Origin of the sequence: Streptosporangium sp. NPDC000396 (assembly GCF_042898655.1) — a bacterium.
In the GTDB taxonomy this organism is placed as follows: Bacteria; Actinomycetota; Actinomycetes; order Streptosporangiales; family Streptosporangiaceae; genus Streptosporangium.
The window spans coordinates 1-22,086 of the sequence record NZ_JBIAZA010000053.1 but is presented as its reverse complement, the minus strand read 5'-3'; the positions used below and the strand labels follow the sequence as shown (position 1 = coordinate 22,086).

Annotated in this window: 22 protein-coding genes; 15 read left to right on the top strand and 7 right to left on the bottom strand. The window is 71.5% G+C overall.

Features of this window, described 5'->3' with window-relative positions; genetic code table 11:
- Window positions 1–268: 268 nt before the first annotated feature.
- Complete coding sequence (locus ACFY2X_RS45515; protein WP_389951196.1) at window positions 269–1,267, bottom strand: helix-turn-helix transcriptional regulator; 999 nt, start codon at window positions 1,265–1,267, stop codon at window positions 269–271.
- 62 nt (window positions 1,268–1,329) lie between these two features.
- On the opposite strand from ACFY2X_RS45515, the gene ACFY2X_RS45510 reads away from it, so the two are divergent.
- A complete protein-coding gene (locus tag ACFY2X_RS45510; RefSeq protein ID WP_389951194.1) occupies window positions 1,330–1,917 on the top strand; it encodes a DinB family protein in 588 nt (195 codons plus the stop codon).
- Entirely contained in the window at window positions 1,914–2,375 is a 462-nt protein-coding gene (locus tag ACFY2X_RS45505) for a VOC family protein (RefSeq protein WP_389951192.1), read from the top strand. Before ACFY2X_RS45510 ends, ACFY2X_RS45505 begins: the two co-directional genes overlap by 4 nt.
- A 190-nt stretch (window positions 2,376–2,565) precedes the next feature.
- Here the strand turns inward: ACFY2X_RS45505 and ACFY2X_RS45500 are convergent, their stop codons facing one another.
- The gene (locus ACFY2X_RS45500) at window positions 2,566–3,408 is read right to left on the bottom strand and encodes an enoyl-CoA hydratase/isomerase family protein (protein WP_389951189.1); all 843 of its coding nucleotides are present in this window, start codon (window positions 3,406–3,408) and stop codon (window positions 2,566–2,568) included.
- A gap of 81 nt (window positions 3,409–3,489) precedes the next feature.
- Between ACFY2X_RS45500 and ACFY2X_RS45495 the strand changes: the two genes are divergently transcribed.
- Complete coding sequence (locus ACFY2X_RS45495; protein WP_389951187.1) at window positions 3,490–3,933, top strand: winged helix-turn-helix transcriptional regulator; 444 nt, start codon at window positions 3,490–3,492, stop codon at window positions 3,931–3,933.
- 101 nt (window positions 3,934–4,034) lie between these two features.
- Here the strand turns inward: ACFY2X_RS45495 and ACFY2X_RS45490 are convergent, their stop codons facing one another.
- Window positions 4,035–5,063 (bottom strand): saccharopine dehydrogenase family protein, encoded by a 1,029-nt coding sequence (locus ACFY2X_RS45490; RefSeq protein WP_389951185.1) that lies wholly within the window; start codon window positions 5,061–5,063, stop codon window positions 4,035–4,037.
- Window positions 5,064–5,176: 113 nt separating this feature from the next.
- Here ACFY2X_RS45490 and ACFY2X_RS45485 point away from each other — a divergent pair, with 113 nt between their 5' ends.
- From ACFY2X_RS45485 to ACFY2X_RS45445, 9 genes are all read left to right on the top strand, one after another.
- The gene (locus ACFY2X_RS45485) at window positions 5,177–6,160 is read left to right on the top strand and encodes a helix-turn-helix domain-containing protein (RefSeq protein WP_389951183.1); all 984 of its coding nucleotides are present in this window, start codon (window positions 5,177–5,179) and stop codon (window positions 6,158–6,160) included.
- A gap of 204 nt (window positions 6,161–6,364) precedes the next feature.
- Window positions 6,365–6,814: a helix-turn-helix transcriptional regulator gene (locus ACFY2X_RS45480; RefSeq protein WP_389951180.1), complete on the top strand. Its 450-nt coding sequence runs from the start codon at window positions 6,365–6,367 to the stop codon at window positions 6,812–6,814.
- A 5-nt stretch (window positions 6,815–6,819) separates the two neighbouring features.
- Complete coding sequence (locus tag ACFY2X_RS45475; RefSeq protein ID WP_389951177.1) at window positions 6,820–7,230, top strand: VOC family protein; 411 nt, start codon at window positions 6,820–6,822, stop codon at window positions 7,228–7,230.
- Between the two features lie 165 nt (window positions 7,231–7,395).
- Window positions 7,396–9,777, top strand: coding sequence for an ATP-binding cassette domain-containing protein (locus tag ACFY2X_RS45470; protein ID WP_389951174.1), 2,382 nt, complete (start codon window positions 7,396–7,398; stop codon window positions 9,775–9,777).
- Between the two features lie 70 nt (window positions 9,778–9,847).
- Window positions 9,848–10,405: a hypothetical protein gene (locus ACFY2X_RS45465; RefSeq protein WP_389951171.1), complete on the top strand. Its 558-nt coding sequence runs from the start codon at window positions 9,848–9,850 to the stop codon at window positions 10,403–10,405.
- Window positions 10,406–10,551: 146 nt separating this feature from the next.
- Window positions 10,552–10,725 carry a hypothetical protein gene (locus ACFY2X_RS45460; protein WP_389951168.1) on the top strand — a complete coding sequence of 58 codons (174 nt, stop codon included), beginning with the start codon at window positions 10,552–10,554 and terminating at the stop codon, window positions 10,723–10,725.
- A 121-nt stretch (window positions 10,726–10,846) separates the two neighbouring features.
- A complete protein-coding gene (locus tag ACFY2X_RS45455) occupies window positions 10,847–11,509 on the top strand; it encodes a metal ABC transporter ATP-binding protein (protein ID WP_389951165.1) in 663 nt (220 codons plus the stop codon).
- Window positions 11,506–12,321, top strand: coding sequence for a metal ABC transporter permease (locus tag ACFY2X_RS45450; protein ID WP_389951162.1), 816 nt, complete (start codon window positions 11,506–11,508; stop codon window positions 12,319–12,321). Before ACFY2X_RS45455 ends, ACFY2X_RS45450 begins: the two co-directional genes overlap by 4 nt.
- Before the next feature lie 5 nt (window positions 12,322–12,326).
- Window positions 12,327–13,106 carry a metal ABC transporter solute-binding protein, Zn/Mn family gene (locus ACFY2X_RS45445; protein WP_389951160.1) on the top strand — a complete coding sequence of 260 codons (780 nt, stop codon included), beginning with the start codon at window positions 12,327–12,329 and terminating at the stop codon, window positions 13,104–13,106.
- A gap of 165 nt (window positions 13,107–13,271) precedes the next feature.
- Here the strand turns inward: ACFY2X_RS45445 and ACFY2X_RS45440 are convergent, their stop codons facing one another.
- Together ACFY2X_RS45440 and ACFY2X_RS45435 are read right to left on the bottom strand one after the other, a co-directional pair.
- Window positions 13,272–14,297, bottom strand: a complete 1,026-nt coding sequence (locus ACFY2X_RS45440; RefSeq protein WP_389951158.1) for a hypothetical protein — start codon at window positions 14,295–14,297, stop codon at window positions 13,272–13,274.
- Complete coding sequence (locus ACFY2X_RS45435; RefSeq protein ID WP_389951155.1) at window positions 14,294–15,472, bottom strand: MFS transporter; 1,179 nt, start codon at window positions 15,470–15,472, stop codon at window positions 14,294–14,296. The genes ACFY2X_RS45440 and ACFY2X_RS45435 overlap by 4 nt, the downstream gene beginning before the upstream one ends.
- A gap of 262 nt (window positions 15,473–15,734) precedes the next feature.
- On the opposite strand from ACFY2X_RS45435, the gene ACFY2X_RS45430 reads away from it, so the two are divergent.
- Window positions 15,735–16,337 carry a sigma-70 family RNA polymerase sigma factor gene (locus tag ACFY2X_RS45430; protein ID WP_389951152.1) on the top strand — a complete coding sequence of 201 codons (603 nt, stop codon included), beginning with the start codon at window positions 15,735–15,737 and terminating at the stop codon, window positions 16,335–16,337.
- A gap of 45 nt (window positions 16,338–16,382) precedes the next feature.
- Here ACFY2X_RS45430 and ACFY2X_RS45425 read toward each other — a convergent pair whose 3' ends face one another.
- Both ACFY2X_RS45425 and ACFY2X_RS45420 read right to left on the bottom strand, forming a co-directional pair.
- A complete protein-coding gene (locus tag ACFY2X_RS45425) occupies window positions 16,383–18,011 on the bottom strand; it encodes a class I adenylate-forming enzyme family protein (protein WP_389951149.1) in 1,629 nt (542 codons plus the stop codon).
- Window positions 18,008–19,783, bottom strand: coding sequence for a CoA transferase (locus ACFY2X_RS45420; protein WP_389951147.1), 1,776 nt, complete (start codon window positions 19,781–19,783; stop codon window positions 18,008–18,010). Before ACFY2X_RS45420 ends, ACFY2X_RS45425 begins: the two co-directional genes overlap by 4 nt.
- Window positions 19,784–19,920: 137 nt before the next feature.
- Here ACFY2X_RS45420 and ACFY2X_RS45415 point away from each other — a divergent pair, with 137 nt between their 5' ends.
- Window positions 19,921–21,120, top strand: a complete 1,200-nt coding sequence (locus ACFY2X_RS45415; RefSeq protein WP_389951144.1) for an acyl-CoA dehydrogenase family protein — start codon at window positions 19,921–19,923, stop codon at window positions 21,118–21,120.
- A gap of 26 nt (window positions 21,121–21,146) precedes the next feature.
- Complete coding sequence (locus ACFY2X_RS45410) at window positions 21,147–21,452, top strand: YbfB/YjiJ family MFS transporter (RefSeq protein WP_389951142.1); 306 nt, start codon at window positions 21,147–21,149, stop codon at window positions 21,450–21,452.
- Window positions 21,453–22,086: the final 634 nt, after the last annotated feature.

The following is a 22,086-nucleotide window of genomic DNA, read 5'->3' as shown; positions in this document are numbered from 1 at the left end:
CTCGATCGGGGCCGGCACGCGACACCTCGGCTTCGCCGCCGTTACAAAAACCTCAACGAGGAGGCAGAAGCTTCACCGATCCCGAGATTCCCTCAACCGCCACAGCGCCATGTCCTGCAGGGAAAACGCCCTGGTCCTGGGGCTGAATGACCTGGAGAGGTGCTCGGGAACCGAGAACTTATTTCTTACTACCCGCCATGTCAAGCGATCGGGCGCGATGCTCATTCGGACCGCTGGCCGCTTCTCGCCGTGCCGGCGTGGTCGCGGCTCATGACTCCTCCATGTCCGGCATCGGTGAGATCGCCGCACCGGCCGACAGCAGTCTCTCCGCCAGCGCGTGACAGCGCCTCCCGAGCTCCGGAGGGTCGAGTACCTCGAAGTCGTGCCCCAGCAGGAGCACATGCATGAGCACGAAGTCGAGGCTGCCGGCGCCGCTGAGCACCTCGCAGAGCCCGTTCCCTCGCCGTCGTACGACGGCCGCCGACGCCGGAATCTGCTCGCGCACCGTGTCGGCCGACGCGTGCACGAGGAAGCGCGCCTGGTGCGGGTAGACCCGGCTCGTCACACCCTCCTGCACGTATGCCGCCGCGTCGGGTGCCGCGCGCGGGCGGAAGCGCCAGGTCCGTGCGGACACATCGGTCATCCGGTCGACGCGGAAGCTGCGCCAGCCGTCGCGGTCGAGGTCGTAGGCGAGGAGGTACCAGCGCCGGTCGGAGGCGACCAGGCGGTAGGGCTCGACCCGTCGCCGTCGCACCTCGCTTCCGGACGGGTAGTCGAAGCCGGCCTCGACCTCGTCGCGGCAGGCTCTGGCCAGCGTCATGAGCGCCTCGGGGTCGACCGGCGTGCGGCCTCCGCCGAAGGACTCCACCGAGCCGGAGAGCGCGCGCACCTCGTGCCGCAGCCGGGTGGGCAGCACCTGGTCGAGCTTGGTCAGCGCTCGGAGTGCGGCGTCGCCGGCACCGGCGACCGCGCCCCCCGCGCCGGCGAGCAGCGAGACCGCGGTGGCGATCGCCTCCTCGTCGTCGAGAAGCAGCGGCGGCAGGTCCTGCCCCGGGCCGAGCTGGTAGCCGCCGCCGACACCTTGGCTGGCATGCACCGGATAGCCGAGTGCGCGCAGCCGCTCGACATCGCGCCGTACCGTGCGCGGCGTGACCCCGAGCCGGTCGGCGAGCTCGGGGCCGGTCCAGACCTGGCGCTGCTGCAGCAGCCCGAGCAGGGTGAGCACCCGCTCCGTCGTACCCCGCTCGTCACCGCTTGCCACGCCCATGGTGCCCACCCTGCCAGAGATAGCGGACCGATCCTGTCCGCTAGAGGTGTCAGGGTGGCTCCATGGATGCAGACGAACTCGACTGGAACCGGACGCTGCGCGAGCAGTGGGAGTTCCACTGGAACCATCAGCTCCGAGACCGGCTCGACGGTCTCACCGACGACGAGTACTTTTGGTCGCCGGTGCCGGACGCCTGGAGCGTGCGGCCGCGCGGCAGTTCGACGGCGCCCGTGCAGTTCGGGGCCGGGGACTTCAGGATGGACTGCGCCTTCCCCGCGCCGGTCCCCGCGGCCTTCACCACGATCGCCTGGCGACTCGGTCACGTCATCGTCGGCGTGCTCGCCGCACGCAACGCGGCGCACTTCGGCGCGCCGGCGGTGTCGTACGAGACCTGGGAGTACGCCGGCAGCGCGGCCACCGCACTCGACCAGCTCAAGGCCCAGCTCGACGTCTGGTTGGCCGGGGTGCGCGGCCTCGGCGACGCCGGGCTCCGGGTCCCGGTCGGCGCGAAGGAGCCCTTCCCCGAGATGCCCAAGGCCGATCTGGTGCTGCACATCCACCACGAGCTGATCCACCACCTGTCCGAGGTCTGCCTGCTGTGCGACCTCTACCTGCACACGAAACCCGCTATGAACGGAGCAACCCGATGAGCCGCCACATCCAGGTCACCTTCGACGCCTACGACCCGCAGGCGCTGTCGTCCTTCTGGCGCGACGTACTGGGCTACGTCCACCCCGGTCCGCCCGGAGTCGACCTGCCCGAGGGCGCCGACCCGCTGGCCGCGTGGGACGACTTCCTCGCGCGGGCCGGCGTACCGGAGGAGCAGCGCAACACGAGATCGGCCATCGAGGACCCGGACGGGCACGGCCCACGGCTGTTCTTCCAGCAGGTGCCGGAGGACAAAGTCGCCAAGAACCGCGTCCACCTCGATGTCCGTGCGGCTCCCGGACTGCAGGGAGAGGAACGGATGGCGGCGCTGGAGGTTGAGTGCGACCGGCTCGTCGCGCTGGGAGCGACGCGGGTACGTCGCCACGAGCCCACTCCCCCGATGAGCGCCGGCTTCATCGTGATGGCCGACCCTGAGGGCAACGAGTTCTGCCTGGACTGACACAGCTCAGCTGTGGCCGCGGAAGTCACGGCCGGCCTTGCGGCCGTTCCAGCTTCAGCGCTGCGGCGATGCACCGGTGGGTCGGCAGGGCCGGATACTGCCGTACCCGCCGTGCATCCGGGATGGCCTTGAGAGGAATGGGGCGGTGCTCTCCCGGCGCTGTCGCCTTACGCCGCAGGAGGAAAGGCGATCACCGGGGCAGGGCGGCCATGAGGGATTCGAGGACGAACTCGCCCTCTCGGGTCTGGGCTCCGGCGTCCAGCGCGCGGGACATCAGGCTCAGCGCCTCAGGGGTGCCGAACAGCGTGCGAGTGAGGGCGTCCTCGACTCGGAGCCCCTCGTCGAGGGGCAGGACACCGGCCTCGACAGCGCGTTTGGCGGCGGTGACGGCGGCAGGCGGGAAGGAGGCGATCCGTGACGCCAGCCGCTCGGTGAACGCGTCCAGTTGGTCCGGTGGGAGCGCCCGGTTGATCAGCCCGTAACGTTCGGCAAGGTCCGCATCGAACAAGTCGGACCCCGCGATGATCTCCAGCGCGCGGGCGCGGCCGACGGCGCGCGGCAGGTACTGCGTGCCACCCGCGCCGGGCAGGATGCCCATGCTCACCTCGGGCTGGCCGAACCAGGCGCGCTCGGACGCGGCGAAGCGCAGGTCGAGGGCGAGAAGAAACTCCAAGCCCGCCCCGCGCGCCCGCCCCCTCACCTTGGCGATGGTGATCTGCGGAAGCGCCCGATACGCCTCGAACATCGTGATCATCGGGCTCAGCCGCCCGTCCGGCTCCTGTTGGGCCAGGGCGGCCACCGCCTCGGGGTGCCGGGCGATCGACATGTCCCCGTGCGCGACGAAGAAGTCGGGATCGGCGCTGTCGAACACCACCACGCGGACGCTCTCGTCGGCGCTCAGGGCCGATTGGAACCGGCCGAGCTCCTCAAGAAGAGGCTGATCGAGGAGGTTCAGCGGCGGATGGTCAATGGTGGCGTACGCCACCCCGCCGATCACGCGGATCTTCATGGCGGCGTAGTCGTGGTACGGCAAAGCCTCTCCTCCACCTGAGTTCCCAATGAGCACTCAGATCCTAGCTGGGTTCTAGATAAGAACTCAAGATAGGATGGCGTCGTGGACTGGACGACGGTGGACCTCGCGAACTGCCCGCTCATCCGGGCGATGGAAGTCGTGGGCAAGCAGTGGACCCTCATCGTGCTACGAGAGGCGTTCAACGGCGTCCAGCGCTTCGAGGACTTCCAGCGACACCTCGGCATGTCCCGCTCCCTGCTCAGCCGCCGCCTGTCCGAGATGGTGGACAACGACCTGCTCGCCCGTGTCCCCTACCGCGAGGACGGGGCCAGAGAACGCCACGCCTACGAGCCGACCGCCACGGCGTGGGAGCTGTATCCCGTCCTGGCCGGCCTCATCCAGTGGGGCGAGCGGCACCTCGCCTCAGACGAGGACTCCCAGGTCAGGCTCGTCGACCGCCGCTCCGGCGCACGCCTGGTGGCGGCACTCGTCCCCGAGGACGCGCCATCCTGCCCACCCTCGGAGGTCCGCGTCGAGCTCGGATGACTCATACGGACCTTGCCCGAGGCGGCTCACCGCTGTTGACACCACGACGAAGACTCACCACAGCTACGGCAGCCCGGCGCACAGCGTAGGCGGTCCGCCCGCTATGGACGCAGGTCCAGGGAAATGTGCGAGGACAGCGCGCGGAGGAAGTCGGGCGCGTCGAAGATCTCACCGGCGGAGGCGACACCGACCGTCCTGGTCCGCCCCGTGAGGATGCGGTCAACCGCTTCGACCACGAGCGGCGCGGTGACGGCGTAGATGTCCTGGCCCCTCGCCACAGCGCGCCGTTCGCTGCCGCCGGAGCGCACGACGACGTCGACGAGGAAGGTCTGATCCGACCGCCCCAACTCGTCGGCCGGGGCCGGCGCCGGTGTGTCCGGGGCCACCACCTCCCTGGCCGCCTCGACCGTCATGTAGGTGCGCACCTCGGGGATGGACAGGTGGCTGGGAACGGTGACGACGTCAGCCATCGTGAACTCGCCGATGACGGCTCGGGGGCCCATCGGGTCGGGGAAGGGCCACTCCAGGGTCGGCGGGTCGTCGTGGCGGTACTCCAGTCGGCCGTTGGTGTAACGGACGCGTCGGCCGTCCCGCCGCTGCCGGGAGACCGCGCCCGCGGCACGGGTCCCGGCGGTGGGATGCCAACTGCTCAGCCCGTAGGCGATGTGCGCCTCGTCGGCCGCCGTCCAGTCGCCCATCGCGGCGGTGGCCAGCAGGTCGCCGAGACCGCCGTAGAAGGCCATCGCGGGGACGATCACCGCTCCTGCGGCGCGGGCGCGGTCGGTGAAGTGCGTGAACGTATCGACGTTGGCCTCGATCTCGGCCGCCACATCCACGTACGGGATCCCGGCGCGCAGTGCCGCCTCGATCACGGGGGCGGCCGTCGCGGCGAAGGGCCCGGCACAGTTGATCACGGCCGCCGCACCGGCCAGTGCGCGGTCAAGCGAGGCCGGGTCACCGACCGACGCCGGGCGGGCCTCCAGCCCGGATTCGGACGCCAGCACCTTCAGCTTGTCGGCGTCGCGCCCGGACAGGACCGGGACGAATCCGCGATCCCGCAGCTGTGCCACCACAAAGCGCCCGGTGTGCCCGTACGCGCCGAACACCGCCACCGTGTGCCCCGATCCCATGGGTTCTCCTCCCAGCTCAAATGATCTGCTGCTGCGATCTGTCGCGAACATCCTGACGAGGGCTGGTGCTCTCGGCGAGTGTCTGGAACGCCATTACCCATACAATTCCGGACATGGGTACTGTCGCGCTGGCCGTCACCGACGGGATGCTGCACTTCGAGCTGTCCTTGGCGTACGAAGTCTTCGGGGCCGCCCCGGTCGGCGTAGCAGGCCCCTGGTACAGCGTCGCCGTCTGCGGGCCGGGCGCCGTACGGACCGGCCGATTCCGGCTGGAGCCCGACCATGGCCTCGACCAGCTCCCGCGCGCCGGCACCGTGATCGTCCCGGGCTGGGCCGACACCGATGTGGATCCACCCGCTGACCTGGTCGACGCGGTGCGCGCGGCCCACGAGGCAGGCGCACGCGTGGCCTCCCTCTGCACGGGCGCGTTCGTACTGGCCGCCGCCGGCCTGCTGGACGGGCGGCGCGCGACCACGCACTGGGCGCACACCCGAGCCCTGGCCGACCGCTACCCCCAGGTGAAGGTGGATCCGGACGTCCTCTATGTGGACAACGGCAGCGTGCTCACCTCCGCCGGCAAAGCCGCCGCCATGGATCTGTGCCTGCACCTCGTCCGCCTTGACCACGGCTCCTCGGTCGCCAACGCGGTCGCCCGCCGCCTGGTCGTGCCGCCGCACCGGGACGGCGGCCAGGCCCAGTTCGTCACCACCCCGGTGCCCGCCCCGGGCAACCACCCGCTCGCCGAACTGTTCCCCTGGGTGATCGAACGGCTGGACCATCCGCTGACCGTGGAGGACCTGGCCCGCCAGGCGCGGATGAGCTCGCGCAACCTGGGCCGCCATTTCAGGTCGGTGAGCGGCACCACCCCGCTGCAATGGCTGCTGACTCAGCGGATCCGCCGCGCCCAGGAGTTGCTGGAGACCACCGACGACAGTGTCGACATCATCGCGGCGGCCACCGGCATGGGCACCGCCACGACACTGCGCCGACACTTCAACCGCACGGTCGGCGTGCCTCCGGACACCTATCGCCGCACCTTCCGCTCGCGGACCCGCCCCGGCCCGGACGGCAGAGGGGCAGTCCCCTGGTCGCAGTAGGTGTCCGCGCGGGGGTTATGACTCGAACACGGTGGGACAATCCGGGATCGTTAACGATCTTCGGCATGTTTCCGCAGGTCGAAGCCGATAACGGGACGTGTTGAAGGGGGATGGACTGCGCGTCGAGGCCTCGCCGGAGCGGACACGGAGTGGGGTGGGATGCCGGCGGCGCCGGGCGACTCCGGCGCGACGTACGATTCGCATGTGACCAGCAGACCCGCCTCGGCGCAGCGTCTGCGCGACCTCGCGCTGCTGCGCCGCGTTCGCGACCGGATCGACCGGGAGTACGCGCAGCCGCTGGACGTCGAGGCGCTCGCCCGCGGCGTGAACATGTCGGCCGGGCACCTCAGCCGCCAGTTCCGGCTCGCCTACGGCGAGTCGCCGTACGGATACCTGATGACGCGGCGCATCGAGCGCGCGATGGCGCTGCTGCGTCGTGGCGACCTCAGCGTCACCGAGGTCTGTTTCGCGGTCGGCTGCTCGTCGCTTGGCACCTTCAGCACTCGCTTCACCGAGTTGGTCGGTGTGCCGCCCAGCGTCTACCGGCGCCAGGCGGCGGGTGCGACGGAGGGGATGCCGCCGTGCGTGGCGAAGCAGGTGACCAGACCGGTCAGGAATCGAGAAGCGCCGGCTTCCGATCCGCACCTAGCCTGACAGCCATGGACATCACCGTTCACGCGACCTTCCTCCCGCATGACGACCCGGACGCATCCCTGGCCTTCTATCGCGACACTCTCGGCTTCGAGGTCCGCAACGACGTCGGATACAACGGGATGCGCTGGATCACGGTCGGCCCCGCCGGCCGGCCCGGCACGTCCATCGTCCTGCACCCGCCGGCCGTCGACCCCGGCATCACCGACGACGAGCGCCGCACCATCGCCGAGATGATGGCCAAGGGCACCTACGCCGCCATCACCCTGGCCACCACCGACCTCGACGCCACCTTCGAAAAACTGCAGGCCGGCGATGCCGAGGTCGTCCAGGAGCCGATCGAGCAGCCGTACGGCGTTCGCGACTGCGCCTTCCGCGACCCCGCGGGCAATCTGATCCGCATCAACGAGCTCCGCTGAGCCGTCCGGCGATCGCGGCCATGACCTGCGCAGACGGCACCGTAAAGGAGCCCGCGACCGCGCCGGCGAAGGAGAACCGGACGAATTGTCCGGATATGGTTAGATCGAGCCAGGCGACGCCGACGAAAACCTCGAAGGCGGCCCCGCGTAACAGATGGAGACACGATGAGGACGGACACGCAGTCGCCTGCGCCGCACGTTGCCGACCGCCACGATCTGATCCGCGTACACGGCGCGCGCGTGAACAACCTCAAGGATGTCAGCGTCGAGATTCCCAAGCGCCGGCTGACGGTGTTCACCGGCGTCTCCGGCTCGGGCAAGAGCTCGCTGGTCTTCGGCACGATCGCCGCGGAATCACAGCGGCTGATAAACGAGACCTACAGCACCTTCGTGCAGGGCTTCATGCCGACGCTGGCGCGGCCGGAGGTCGACGTCCTCGAAGGACTGACCACCGCGATCCTCATCGACCAGCGGCGGATGGGCGCCGATCCCCGCTCCACCGTCGGCACCGCCACCGACGCCAACGCGATGCTGCGCATCCTGTTCAGCCGCCTCGGACAGCCCTACGTCGGCCCGCCCACCGCCTTCGCGTTCAACGTCCCGAAGCGCACGGCGAGCGGGGCCATGAGCGTCGACAAGGGCAAGGGCGAGCGGATCGTCGTGCGCAAGGCCGTCTACCACGGCGGCATGTGCGCGCGCTGCGAAGGCCGCGGCACGGTCTCCGACATCGACCTCGCACAGCTCTACGACGACTCCAAGGCGATCAGTGACGGCGCGTTCACGATCCCCGGCTGGAAGCAGGACAGCTTCTGGACCACGCGGGTCTACGCCGAGTCGGGCATCCTCGACCCGGCCAAGCCGATCCGCGAGTTCACCAAGAAGGAGATGCGGGACTTCCTCTACGGTGAGCCGACCAAGGTGAAGGTCGACGGTGTCAACCTGACCTACGAGGGTCTCATCCCGAAGATCCAGAAGTCGATGCTGTCCAAGGACAAGGAGTCGCTGCAGCCGCACATCCGGGCGTTCGTGGAGCGGGCGGTGACGTTCACCTCCTGTCCCGAATGCGGCGGTTCCCGGCTCAGCGCGGAGGCCAGGTCGTCGAAGATCAAGGGGATCGGCATCGCCGACGCCTGCGCGATGGAGATCAGGGACCTGGCCGCATGGATCCGCGGCCTCGACGAGCCGTCGGTCGCGCCGCTGCTGAAGTCGCTGGGAGAGAGCCTGGACTCGTTCGTGGAGATCGGGCTCGGCTATCTCTCGCTCGACCGGCCGTCGGGCACGCTGTCCGGCGGTGAGGCGCAGCGCGTCAAGATGATCCGCCATCTCGGCTCCGCGCTGACCGACACCACCTATGTCTTCGACGAGCCCACGGCGGGCCTGCACCCCCATGACATCCAGCGGATGAACGAGCTGCTGCGGCGGCTGCGGGACAAGGGCAACACGGTGCTCCTCGTGGAGCACAAGCCGGAGACGATCGCGATCGCCGACCATGTCGTCGACCTCGGCCCGCGCGCGGGCGCCGACGGCGGCGAGGTGGTGTTCGAGGGCACCCTTGAGGGGCTGCGGGACAGCGGCACGCTCACCGGCCGCCATCTCGACGACCGGGCCGCCCTCAAGGAGGCGGTGCGGAAGCCGAAGGGGCACCTCGAGATCCGCGGCGCCTCGACGCACAACCTCCAGAACCTCGACGTCGACATCCCGCTCGGCGTGCTGTGCGTCGTCACCGGGGTGGCGGGCTCCGGCAAGAGCTCGCTGATCCACGGCTCGGTGGCGCGCAGGGACGGCGTGGTGGCCGTCGACCAGTCGCCGATCAAGGGTTCACGCCGCAGCAACCCGGCGACCTACACCGGCCTGCTCGACCCGATCCGCAACGCCTTCGCCAAGGCCAACGGCGTGAAACCCGCGTTGTTCAGCGCCAACTCCGAGGGCGCCTGCCCCACCTGCAACGGCGCGGGTGTCATCTACACCGACCTGGCGGTGATGGCGGGCGTCGCCACCACCTGCGAGGACTGCGAGGGCAAGCGGTTTCAGGAGTCGGTCCTCGAGTACCGCCTCGGCGGCCGCGACATCAGCGAAGTGCTCGCCATGCCGGTCGACGAGGCCAAGGAGTTCTTCGGCGTCGGCCAGGCGCGCGTTCCCGCCGCCCACCGCGTCCTCGAACGCCTCTCCGACGTGGGTCTCGGTTACCTCGCCATCGGCCGGCCCCTCACCACCCTGTCGGGCGGCGAACGCCAGCGGCTCAAGCTGGCCACCCACATGGCCGACAAGGGCGGCGTCTACGTCCTCGACGAGCCGACCACCGGCCTGCACCTCGCCGACGTCGAGCAGCTGCTCGGCCTGCTCGACCGGCTCGTCGACTCCGGCACGTCGGTCATCGTCATCGAGCACCACCAGGCGGTCATGGCGCACGCCGACTGGATCATCGACCTCGGCCCCGGCGCCGGCCACGACGGCGGCCGGATCGTCTTCGAGGGCACACCCGCCGGCCTCGTCGCCGCCCGCTCCACCCTCACCGGCGAGCACCTCGCGGCCTACGTCGGCACCTGACCGAAGAAGTTGATGTTCTCGCTGTGCCCAGCTCTTCTCGGCGGACCACCCGGCTGACAGGATGTCCCATATGACCTCCACGGCGTCGGCGCTCCGCGTGCCACGAGCCATCGTCTTCGCGACGTTGTGCATCGTGGTCTCCGCGGGTGGTCACGCCCTGACTGGAGGTGGGGTGGTTCCGCTGCATCTGGGCGTTCTAGGTGCGGTGATCGCCTTCTGCGTGGCGTACGCGCTCAACGGACACGAGCGTGGCCTGGGGGTCGTGCTCACCGCGACCGTCGGTGCGCAGATTCTGCTGCATGAGCTGTTCAGCCGTGCCGCGCCGGCACCGCACACGGCGCTCTCCGCCGACCACGGCCACTCTGGGATCGGCATGACGGTGGCCCATCTCGCGGTGGCACTGGGCACGGGCTGGTGGTTGCACCGCGGTGAGAGCGCGCTGTGGCTCATGATCCGCCTGTACGGCGGGCGGATGCCGGTGATCCGGCTGTTCTTCGCGGTTCCCGGCGAGGTCAAGCCGCCGGTGTGGCAGGCCGTACCGGCCGCCGATGTCCGGCCGTACGGCGGCGGGGAGCCCCTCCCCGTGCTGCGGCGGCGCGGCCCGCCCGTGCTCCAGCACGCCGGCTGAGGGAGTCGGAAGGTCCGGCGGCCGGCGGGTCCCGTGATCAGGCGCTTCTCCTGGCTCCGGAGTTCCCGCCGGAACCGTCCCGACAGCGCGGAGTGATCCACCGATCATGTCGGCAGGCCTGACGTTCCGCCTCGCCCGTGTGGGCGGTGCTGCGCCGCCTGGCCGTCCGGCTGTGCCGGCTCCTGACGATCTGGCGTGATGCGGCGGCCGCACCGCCCGGTGTGAGGCGCGAGGGTTTCCCCGATCCGGTGATCTTTCGATCCGCGCTGCTCCGGCACGCGGTGAGCGGGCGGGCCCCGCCGCTGCTCGTCCGCGGCTGAGCCGTCCTCCCTCACCGGGCTGCTCCTCACCGGACAGTCCGGTCCGTTCACATTGCTCTTCCCGGGTGGATCCGCTCCGCCCGGCTGTCGCCATGCCCCTATTCCCGGCCGGAGTATGCCCATGCCCCTTTCCCTCCCCGAGTCCCCGGCGAGCGCGGCCGCCCTACGCCTGTCCGCCGTGAGCTGCCGGCACGGCCGGCTCCTCGCGGTGGACACGGTCGACCTGGCGCTCGCCCCCGGCGAGCATCTGGCGATCACCGGCACCAACGGCTCCGGCAAGAGCACGTTGCTGCGCGCGGTCCTCGGACTGCACCGTGGGGTCTCCGGTGTGATCGAAGTCGCGGGACGGCAGGCGCGCACATCCGCCGACTGGACCCGTCGCCGGGTGGAGGTCGCCTGGATCCCGCAGCGGCAGGCGGCCGGACGCTTCCCGCTGCTGGTCCGCGAACTGCTGGCCAGCGGTGGACATGCCGGACAGGCTTTGGCCGCAGCCGAGGAACTGGGAGTGGCCGGACTGCTGGAGCGTCCGCTCGGCACCCTGTCCGGAGGCCAGCTGCAGCGCGCCTACCTGGCACGGGCGCTGGGCCAGGTCGCGGCCGGGGCGGGGCTCGTGCTGGCCGACGAGCCGACCGCGGCCCTGGACTTCGCCGGTCAGGAGCAGGTCGCGGCGGTGCTGGCCGGGCTGCCGGTGAGCGTGGTGGTGGTCACCCATGACCGGGTGGTCGCCGAGGCGTGCGGGTGGGTGGCCGAGATGGCCGCCGGGCGGTTGCGGGAGGTCCGGTGAACTCCATCTGGGCGCTGCTGGAGATTCCCTCGGTCCGGCTGGCCCTGATCGCGCTGCTGCTCGGCTCGGTGGCGCTGCCGATCGTCGGGGTGTTCATCGTGGGGCTGGACATCATGCCGGTCCGCTTCGCGATGATGCACGTCGCGCTGCTCGGCATCGCGATCGGCCTGCTGACCGGGCTGGACCCGCTGCTGTGCGCGCTGATGCTGTGCGGGCTGGCCGGTGGCGCGCTCACGCCGCTGGCCCGCAGCAGCGCGGGGCTGTCGGGCGCCATGGGCCTGCTGATGACGCTGGCCGTCGCGGCGGCGCTGCTGGTGCTGTCGATCTCCGGGGTGAACGCCAACGGGGCGTTCGAGCTGCTGTGGGGATCGATCCTGGCCACCCGTCCCGGCGACGTGGCCGCGCTCGCCGTCCTGGCCGCGCTCGTCCCGGCACTGTACGGCCTGCGCAGGAAAGACCTGGCACTCCTGCTTCACGACCGTGAGCTGGCCGTCTGCTCCGGGGTGGCGGTGGAACGGCTCACGCTCATCCTGCTGGTGGTGATCGCGGTGGCGATCGCCTCGGCCATCCGGCTGACCGGGGCGTTGCTGGTCGACGCGCTCACCTTGTTGCCCGCCCTGGCCGCCCGCCGGGTCGGCCGGTCGCTGTCGGCCATGGCCGTCTGGTCGGTCGTCTTCGGGCTGGTCTTCAACCTGGGCGGCTTCTTCCTCGCCCTGCTCTTCGACTTCCCGCCCGGTCCGGTGCTGGTGCTGGTCGGCGGGGTCTGCACTCTCCTTCTCCATTCGATCCCAGAAAGGGCTCTCTCGAAATGATCACAATGCGCCGGCTTCGTCTCACGGCCATGGCCGTCCTCGCCGCCATGGCCGTGACCGCCTGTGGCGGCACCGGGGAAAGCACCTCTGCGGCACCCTCGCCGACGGCGAAGGGGCTGAAGGTGGTCGCCGCCTCCACCTGGGAGGCGGGATTCGCCAAGGCCGCGGGCGCCACCGACATCACGGTGATCGTGCCGTCCGGCGTGCACCATGCCCCCGACTACGATCCCAAACCCTCCGACCTGGCCAAGGTCGCCGAGGCCGACGTGGTGTTGTACGCCGCCTTCGAGGGCTTCGCCGGCAAGCTCAAGGAGGCCGCCGGATCCAAGGCGAAGCTGATCGAGGTATCCCTGGACAACACTCCTGACAAGGTCAAGGCCGAGGTTTCGCGGCTGGGTGGGGAGTTCGGCACCGCCGAGGCGGCCAGGGCGTGGACCACGACCTTCGACACCGAGTACGCCGCGTTGAAGGAGAAGGTCACCGGCGCCGCCAAGGGCGCCGCGCCGGTGGTCGTCGCACAGGCGTTCGTGGCCTGGGCCGCCGACCTGATCGGAGCGCGGCCCGCCGGGGTGTACGGCCCGCAGCCGCCCACCGCCGGTCAGATCTCCGAGCTGGCCGCCAAGAAGCCCCGGCTGGTGCTGGACAACTCGGCCATGCCCGGCGGGGACGCCCTCGCCAACGTCGAGGCCAGGCGTGTGGTCATCGACAACTTTCCCGACCAGGGGCTGGACCTGATCGCCATGTACAGGGCCAATGCCGACGCCATCATCGCCGCCCTCGGCTGACCGATCCCCAGGGGCGGCGACCCGGGCCCCCCTTTCTTCAGAAGGGATACATGTGGATACCTCGTGCTCATCGTCGGCGGCGGACCGGTCGGCCTGCGCGCGTCCATCGCGCTGTCCTTCCGGACCGTCCGGGCGAGGCCGTCGCGCACGCGCCTGCCACGGCGCTCAGCAGACGAAAGGATCGATCGCCGCAGTGAGCACCGCAAGGCCCACGGCCAGGAAGAAGTCGCCCCACACCAGTTCGTGGCTGGTGGCCGCACCGTGGTTCAGGTCGTAGCAGCCATCCAGCAGGCGGCCGTCGCGCAGGTGCGCCGAGACCAGTTCGCGGAGCACGGTGGCGGCCCGATCCCGCAGCCGGGCGGCTTCATCCTGATCGGCCCGCGCGGCCAGCTTGAGGGCGGCGACGGCCTCGATCGCGGCGGCCGAGGTGTCCGGCAGCCCACCGGGGCGGACGAGGGGAACGGCGGGCGAGCCCGCGGCGAACCGTGCCGCCACCTCGGGATGTGCGAGCAGTTTCCGCCGCCGGGCGCCGTCGCCGGTGTCGGCGACGGCCAGCGACAGCCATGCCGCCGTACGGCTCCAGCCGGGTGGCGGGTCGGGATGAGGGTGCCAGGTGCCGTCCGGCAAGGCCTGCCAGGCCGGGTGGAGTCGCCGCCCGCCCGCCGTCAGCCCGAATTGCAGGTCGAGCTGGGTCCGGGCGGCCTCGGCTCCGCCGGGGCCCGCCAGGCGCAGGAGCCGCGGCAGGCCGGGCAGCCCGTCGACTCGCGCCAGTTCCCGAGGACCGCCGAACGCGCCGCCCCAGGGCACCAGCCCGAGTTCGGGGACATAGGCGTCCAGGCAGGCATGGGCCGCGCGATCCCGCAGCGTCGCCGCCGGGGCATCCCCCGTTGCCACGCCGAACGCGGTGCCGTACCAGAAGATGAGGCCCCGGGTTCCGGTGTCGGCCTCGATCCACGGATCGAGCGACGCGGTGCGGTCGATCGCGGTGGCCCGGTCGGCCGGGTCGCCGCTCATGATCGCTCGCAGCCACAGCAGCCCCGCCCAGAAGCCACCGGCCCATGATCCGCGGGCTGTGGTCGTCCAGCGGCCGGAGACGGAGTCCGCATACAGCGGCCATCGCCCTCCCGCATCCGCCTCGACCGTCCCGGCCCGCTCCAGAACCTCAGACAGCGCCTTCTCCGCCCAGCTCATCGGAGCGCCCCGGCTCGGAAACGGGACGGTGCCGCGACGGCGGCCGCGACGGCGAACTCTGCGGCCACCAGCGTCCAGCCCGGCCCGTACCCTCCGGCCTCGACGAGGATCCCGAACAGCGGCGGCCCGGTGGCGAAACCGGCGAAGAATCCCGCCGAGACGAGCGCGGAGTCCCGGCTGGCGCCGCGGGGGTCAGCACGCTTGATCACCGAGACCATGGTGACCGCGTTGCCTGCGACGGCGAAGGCGCCGACGGCGGCCGCGCCCGCCCAGACCAGGAAGGGGGCCCAGGAGGCCGCCGCGAGCAGCAAGGCCGCTCCGCAGGCTCCCGCGGTGAGGGGGGTGAGGAGCACTTCGGCCTGGCCGAGGCGGCCCGCCCGCCGCGACCAGATGACCCGGCCCGCGACCCCGGTGACGCCCAGGGCGGCGACCAGCCATGCCGCCATGACCGGCCCCAGCCCCAACCGCTCGGCGCCGAACAGTGCGAGATAAGTGTTCACCGCGGCGATCCCACAGCCGAGCAGGAAGGAGAACAGCGCCAACCGGCCGACGCGAGCGCGCGGCATGTCCACGGGCGTCGCGGCGGAGTCGGGCGCCAGCAGGAGGACGGCCCCGCACGCGATGAGGGCGGCGATCGCGGCGGCCGTCCACACGGCACCACGCCATCCCGTCCACGCGGCGAGCGCCGCCAGCGGCAATCCCGCGACGAAGGCGCCGAGCTGTACTCCGGACTGCTTCCAGCCGGTGACCGCACCTCTTCGGCCCGATTCGACCGCGGTAAGGATGACCTTGTTGGTGGCGGGGTTGGCCAGGGCCTGCGGGAGGCCGCCCAGCGCCACCGCCGCCAGCAGCGCCGGTGTGCCCGAGGCGGAGCCGATCAATGCCAGTGCCGTCGCGGCCAGCAGCAGCAGAGCGACCAGGCAACGGCGGGCCCCCAGCCGGTCCACCCAGCGCCCGGCGGTGAGCGACAGGAGCGCGGCGGCGCCGAATCCGGCGGTCGTGGTCAGGCCGATCGCGGTGCGGGAGATGCCCGCCTCCCCGACCAGACGGGGACCGAGCGCGCCGATCAGGAAGAGCTGAAGCATCGACACGCTCATCGTCGTGGTGAGCAGGACGGTGACCCACCGTTCCCGGGTTCGATCGCCCGCCGGACGTACCGGTCGTTCCAGCCGCATCGCCGTCTCCTTCCATCTGCGGGACCAACGCGGCAACCGCACGTCAGACAGTCGCTCGCCGGTCCGCCGGGGTTCCCGCCGGAGGGGACCGGATGACGCGACCCGTCGTGGGAGCCGTTGCACCGCTCTGTGCGCCGCAACCACGCGGCCCGCCCTCGGCGCCTGTCGCCCGCGCGCCCCTGTCTCTCCTCAACCAGCCCGTCAGGGGCCACTCCCCCGAACCGTGTATCCGTTCTGCCCTGCGACGCAAGGAACGATCATCATGAGTTCTGTCATGCGCGACCACCGCGCCCCCGACCGTGACACCGCCACCGCACACTCAGACGATCATCTGACGGTGCTCGCCCTGGCCGCGCGCGGAGGAGCGCCCGCGGACGTCGAGGCCTTCACCCGGGCGGTGTACACCGACGTGCGCAGATTCATCGCCTACCTGACCGGGGACCACTCGGCGGAGGACCTCACCCAGGAGACGTTCCTGCGTGTGCTGAGAAGCCTGCCCAGGTTCGCCGGCCGCTCATCGGCCCGCACCTGGTTGCTGTCCATCGCCCGGCGGGTCGTCGTCGACCGGTTCCGCTCGGCGGCCTGCCGCCCGATGGTCGCCGATCTCACCGACTGGCAGGCCACCGCCGAACGATGTCAGCCCCGCGGGCTGCCGGGATGCGAGGACGGGGTGGCCTTGGCCGACCTGCTCGCCAGGGTGCCGCGAGAACGGCGTGAGGCTTTCGTGCTCACTCAGCTCGTGGGCATGCCGTACGCCGAGGCCGCCGTGATGATCGGATGCCCGGTCGGCACGGTGCGCTCCCGCGTGGCACGGGCCCGCAGCCAGCTGATCGCCTCGCTGGAGGCCGCTGACCGGGCCGCCTGACCGGAGGCCTTGCCCGTGCCGGAGGCGACTCCGGCACGGGAAAGGTCACACCGATCCGGGTTGTCCGTGCGGCAGGAGTTCGCGGAGTGCGTCCCGGTCGGGTTTGCCCGCCGGAGTCAGCGGCAGTTCCTCCACCAGGAGCAGGTGTTCGGGGTGTTTGGCGTGCTCCAGCCCTTGCCGGAGCAGGTGGGAGGCGATGCCGGCGATGTCAGGGGCACGGCCGGGGCGTGGCACCACGCAGGCCGCCAGCCGTTCGCCCATCACCTGGTCGGGCACGCCCAGGCACACCGCCTCCCGTACCCCGGGATGGGTCGCCAACGCGTGCTCCACCTCGGCCAGGCTGATGTTGGCTCCGCCACGGATGACGATCCGCTTCAGCCGGCCGACCAGGCGCAGCCGCCCGTCGGCGTCGATCATGCCCAGGTCGCCGGTGCGCACCCAGCCGTCTGCCGTGCGGTAGCGCCGGTTCAGCTCCGGTGCCCCGACGTAGCACATCGGGGTCATCGGGCCGCGTGCGATGATCTCGCCGAACTCCTCCTCGTCCGAGGCCGGGGTGATGCGGATCTCCGCCACGCGGGGATCGGCCAGGCCCACCACGACCCCGGGGCCGGGATCGCCCTCCGGGGCCGGCCGGAAGCCGCTGTGGCAGTTCACCCCGTCGGCCGAGCCGTACAGGTTGACGATCGGGCAGCCGAACATCTTGCCCGCCTCGGCGGCCGTGGCCGCGTCCAGTTCCGCGCCGCCCAGCACCAGCGCGGTCATCGGCGGCATCGGCTTGGTTCTCGGCTGGTCGAGCATCATACGAATCATGGTCGGCACGGCGAGGACATGGGTGGGCCAGTGCTCGCCGATCGCGGCGAGCACGGCCTGGGGAGAGAAGTGGTGGAGCAGGACCAGACAGCCGCCGTGCCTGGCCAGGGTGACGGCGGTGCCGTTGCTGCCGAAGGCGGAGGCCAGCGGGACCAGGAACAGGCAGCGTGGCGGGTTCGCGTCGGGGATCAGCGTGGCCATGAAGTTGCCCCGCCCGCCCGCCAGGGCGTTGTGGGAGTAGGCGACCATCTTAGGCTCGGACTCCGAGCCGGAGGAGACCAGGATGCGGGCCGCGCCGTCCGGGTCGGGGCGGGCCGGGACGAAGGTGCGGCCGTCGGCGTGGAGCACCTCGCTCCACGCCACGCTGCCCGCCGGGGGCTCCTGCGAGCCGGCGGCGATGACGGCTCGCAGGCCGGGCAGCTTCTCGGCGGCGATCATCAGCTCGCGGGCATGCGCCGTCCCCCGGTGGTCGATGGCCGCGATGACGGCCCGCGCGCCGGAACGGCCGAGCAGGGAGACGGCCTCGGTGATACCGCGTCCGACGGGGAAGGGCAGCGCCACGGCTCCGAGCGCGGCCAGTGCCAGGTCAGCGACGACCGCGTCGCGGCCGTTGGGCAGTTGGACGCCGACGACGTCGCCCTCACAGACGCCGAGCCGCCGCAGTCCGGCCGCCGCGGAGCGGGCCGAACGGTCCAGCTCGGCGTAGGTGAGCTCACCTGCCGCGTCGATCACCGCGACCCGGTCGGGGGCCGCGAGGCGATGAGCGCGAAACAGCGCGTACAGGCCGAGGTCCGGGCAGGTGCCGTCGGCGGCCCATTCGCGTCTCAGCGCGGCGGGTACCAGGTCGTCCAGGCGCAGGGTCATGCGAACCTCCAGGGGGTGGGTACGGCCACGGCTCCGTGCACGTCACGGGTGAGGGCGGATGCGAAACGCGGATCGGAGGGGAGCTTGTCGAGGGCGGTCGTCACGGCGGTTGCCCGTACTCCCCGGCGGCGCAGGGACGCGACGGCCTCGGCCGTGTCCCTTTTCGTGAGGGAGACGGCATTCACCTGGCCGGCGCAGTCGTCGGCGACGCTCACCCAGCCGTCCGCCGTGGGCAGGGGCTCGCGGAATCCGGCCGGCCTGCGGGGACCGGCTCCGGAGGCGACCCGGCACAGCGCGGGCTCGGTGAGCATCTCGGCCGCCCCCAGCAGCGAGGAGTCCACTCGCACGCCGTGTCCCGTCCGTTCGCGCAGCAGAAGCCCGGCGAGCACCGCCTCGGCGCCCAGCAGGGCGCCGAGTACGTCGAGCAGGGTCATCAGCGACGGGGCGGGCGGCTCACCGGCGGGCCGTACGGCCTCGCCCATGCCGGTGCGGGCCTGGACCATGAAGTCGGTGGCCATCGGGACGTCGGCCAGCCGCCCGGCCCAGCCGCTGGTGTAGGCGTAGACCAGGCCGGGGTTGACCACCGACAGGTCATCGTCGTCCAGGCCGAGACGCTCGGCGGTGCCCGGGGCCCAGTTGTGCACGAAGACGTCCGCGGCCGTGACCAGGTCACGCAGCTCCGCCCGGCCCGCGGCCGACTTGATGTCGATCTCCACGGCGCGTTTGCCCCGGTTGAGCGCCAGCCAGCGGGCCGACAGGTCACCGCAGGTGGGTGGCATGCCGCGCAGCGGGTCGCCGCCAGGCGGCTCGATCCGCACCACGTCCGCGCCGAGCAGGTGCAGGACGTAAGCGGCCAGCGGCGCCTGGATCCGCCGCCCGGCCTCCAGAACCGTGAGACCGGCCAGTGGGCGGGCGAGCTCGGTCGGCGAGGACAGAGGCGAGGCCGGTAGACGCGGCGACAGCTGCCATGGCGCCTGCGCGCGGGGTTCGGCCAGCCGGTCCTGGAGAGATCGGATCGCGCAGAGTGACATCCCCGACTCCTTCGCGGCTCGCCGTACGCTCTCCCAGTCGGCCGCGTGAGCCCGCACGTGCAGTTCCCCGGGCAGCGGGGAGCAGGCGGTGGCGTAGCGGAACTGGAAGGACCGCCACGCGGAACCGGCCAGGCGTCCGGCCACGCCGAGTGCCTGCCAGAACGTCGCCCACACGACCGGGTCCAGCGTCTCGACCTCGAAGTACACGCCGTCGGCCGTGGTGAACGGCGGGCCTCCCGGCGCGAACGGCACCGCCTCGCCGTCCTCGGCGTTGGCGGCGGCCAGGTACTGGCCGACCGAGAGCAGCCCGGCCAGGTCCACTCCGGTCCGTACGGTCTCGACGGCGGAGCCCCGGGCACGGCCGATCAGTCCGGCCAGAAGCCCCTGAACGGCCAGCACGGCGCACGCCGTGGTCAGGTAGTCGACGGCCAGGCCGCGCGGCTTGCCGCTGCGGCGGCCGTGGACGCAGGCCACGCCGGTCGCGGCCTGCGCGGTGGCCTCGTCGGTCACCTCGTCGCTCGGGGTGATCGCCGCCCAGGCGATCTCGGCGGTGAGCGGATGGCCGTCCGCGCCGGTGAGCGACACGGTTCCGGGGCCGTCCGACGCCGTGGAGCCAAGGTCGGCTGCGCCCAGGAGGGTGAGGTGACGGACGGCGGCAGCGGTGAGGTCGGGTGACCCGGCCGTCCGCAACTCGATGCCGGTGAGCGGATGCGCCGCTCGGGTGGTGGCGGAGTATGCCATGGCTCTCCTCCCCCGCGGCGGTGGCCGCGAGTCATGCCTGACGCGGACGGGAACTCGGGCGTGCCTTCACCCGACCTGTTCCACAGCAGGGAGTCGGATGGATTTTTCGCTCAGTTCCCGACATGTCTGGAGTTGGAATGTCGCAGCAGGTCGCCGTCACGACCGATGCCGAGCACCCCAGCTGGGGCGCGCCCGCCTGCCCGCCTCATGTACTCGGGTTGCGCGACCGGGTGATCGAATTCGTCCGTGAGCGCGTGGTGCCGCACGAAGCCGAGCTGGATTCAGGTGGTGTGGCCGCGCGAACGCTTCTCGAACGGCTCAGGCACGGAGCACGGGCCGAAGGGCTGTGGGGACTGCCCCTCCCGGCCGAGCTGGGCGGGGCGGATCTGTCGCTGACGGAGTACGCGCACGTGGCGGAGGCGGAGGGCGTCAGCGATCACGGCCCCGGCGTGCTCGGCTCCACCGCGCTGCTGGACGTGACGACCCTGGCCCGGCACGCCGAACCCGCCGTGCGGGACCTCTACCTGCCCCAGGTCGCCGACGGGCGGATGACCATGTGCAATGCGATGACGGAGCCGGGCACTCCCGGCTCCGACCCCGGGCTCACCGCCACTCGGGCGAGCAGGCGCCCCGACGGCTCCTGGACGATCCACGGACGCAAGTGGTTCGTCACCGGCGCGGGTGACGCGGCGCTGGCCGCCGTGCTCGCCCGCACCTCCGGCGAGCCGCCCTCCACGACCGGTCTGTCCCTGCTGCTCGTGCCCACCTCTGCGCCCGGCTTCCGCGTGGTCCGCGAGCTGCCGGTCCTCGGCGCGGGCGGCCAGTGGGAGATCGCTCTGGACGGCGTCACCGTGCCGGCCGACCACCTCCTCGGCGAGCCCGGCCGGGGACTGCGCGTGATCAGCGAGCGGGTGCGGCTCGGTCGTCTGCTGCGCTGCCTGCGCTGGCTCGGCCAGGCCGAACGCGCCTTCGTCCTCCTGCGCGACCGAGCCCGCGCGCGGCCGACGGCCTCGGGACGGCTGGGCGACCTCCAGCTCGTCCAGGCGCTCGTCTTCGACGCCCTGCTCGCGATCAGGACCACGCGCCCGCTGGTGTTCGAGACCGCCGCCCTGGTCGAGGCGGGGCTGGACGCCAGGGTCGAGACGGGCCTGGCGAAGGTGGCCACCGCCCGGATGCTGCAGCAGGTCACCGACGCGGCCATCCAGGTTCACGGTGCCGCCGGGCTGGGCCCCGACACCCCGTTGCCCGCGCTTTTCCGCACCGGCCGGATGGCCCGCCTGCTCGACGGCCCCGACGAGCTGCATGTCACCGCGGTGGCCCGCAGGGTCCTCGGCTGATCTTCCGGTCACCCGGCAGCAGGGCCTTGGCCGTACTGCTCGCCATCCTCGCCGGCGGAGCGGCACTCCCCCTCACGTCCCCGGCACCGCCGATCATCCTCGCCTCCGCGATCGTGTACGAGGCGACGTTCATGGGCGTCCCCGCCGCCGTCACCGCGCTCATCAAGGCCAACACTCCGCCCGCCGGCTGGACCGCCACGCTGGCGGCCTTCACCACCCTGTTCGCCGCCGGCAGACCGCCGGCCCGTGGCTCGCCGGACTCCTCGCCGATCACACCTCGACCAACGCGACCCTGGCGTGGACCGCGATCCTGTGCGCCGCAGCGGCCCTGATCGCCACGATCGGGGGCCGTTCACGCCCTTTACCGCACCCCGGCCGGGCGGCGCCATCGAAACGGACGCCTGAGACACAACGATAAGGAACCGGCCCCTGCCGTTCTTCGACACCTGGGCCACACCCCATCCGAGTGCCGGTGGCGTCGGCGGTCATGACCCCATACGTGGTGGCCAGTTCCGACGGCATCAACGCGATGAGCCCCGGTGCGACGTTGAGCAACCCCACGGCCCCGAACAACAGCATCCCGACCACACGAGCGGAAAGGCGCATCGTATCCTCCATCAAAGCCTCGGCAGGGGACCGCCGCCTTCCGGCGACGGGGGAATGCCGTCCCCGCCCGGATGTCTTTCCAGTCCTTTCCCCAGGCATGGGGCGGGCAATGTCGTTACATTGATCGGGTGGCTCCTCGGGTGCGCACCTTTTCCAGCACGGCGTCCGACCTCGGATACCGCGACGCGTGCCGCCCCAGGTGCTACCGCCCCGGCCTGAGGGATCGCGTCACGGTACGCCTTGAGGAAATGCTCCGGGTCACCCCTGAGGAGTTGATCGGCGTCACGGTGAGCGGCCGTGCGTAGATCCTATAAATTCCTGCTGCGCCCCACCAGCAAGCAGGCCGCCGCGCTGGCCGCC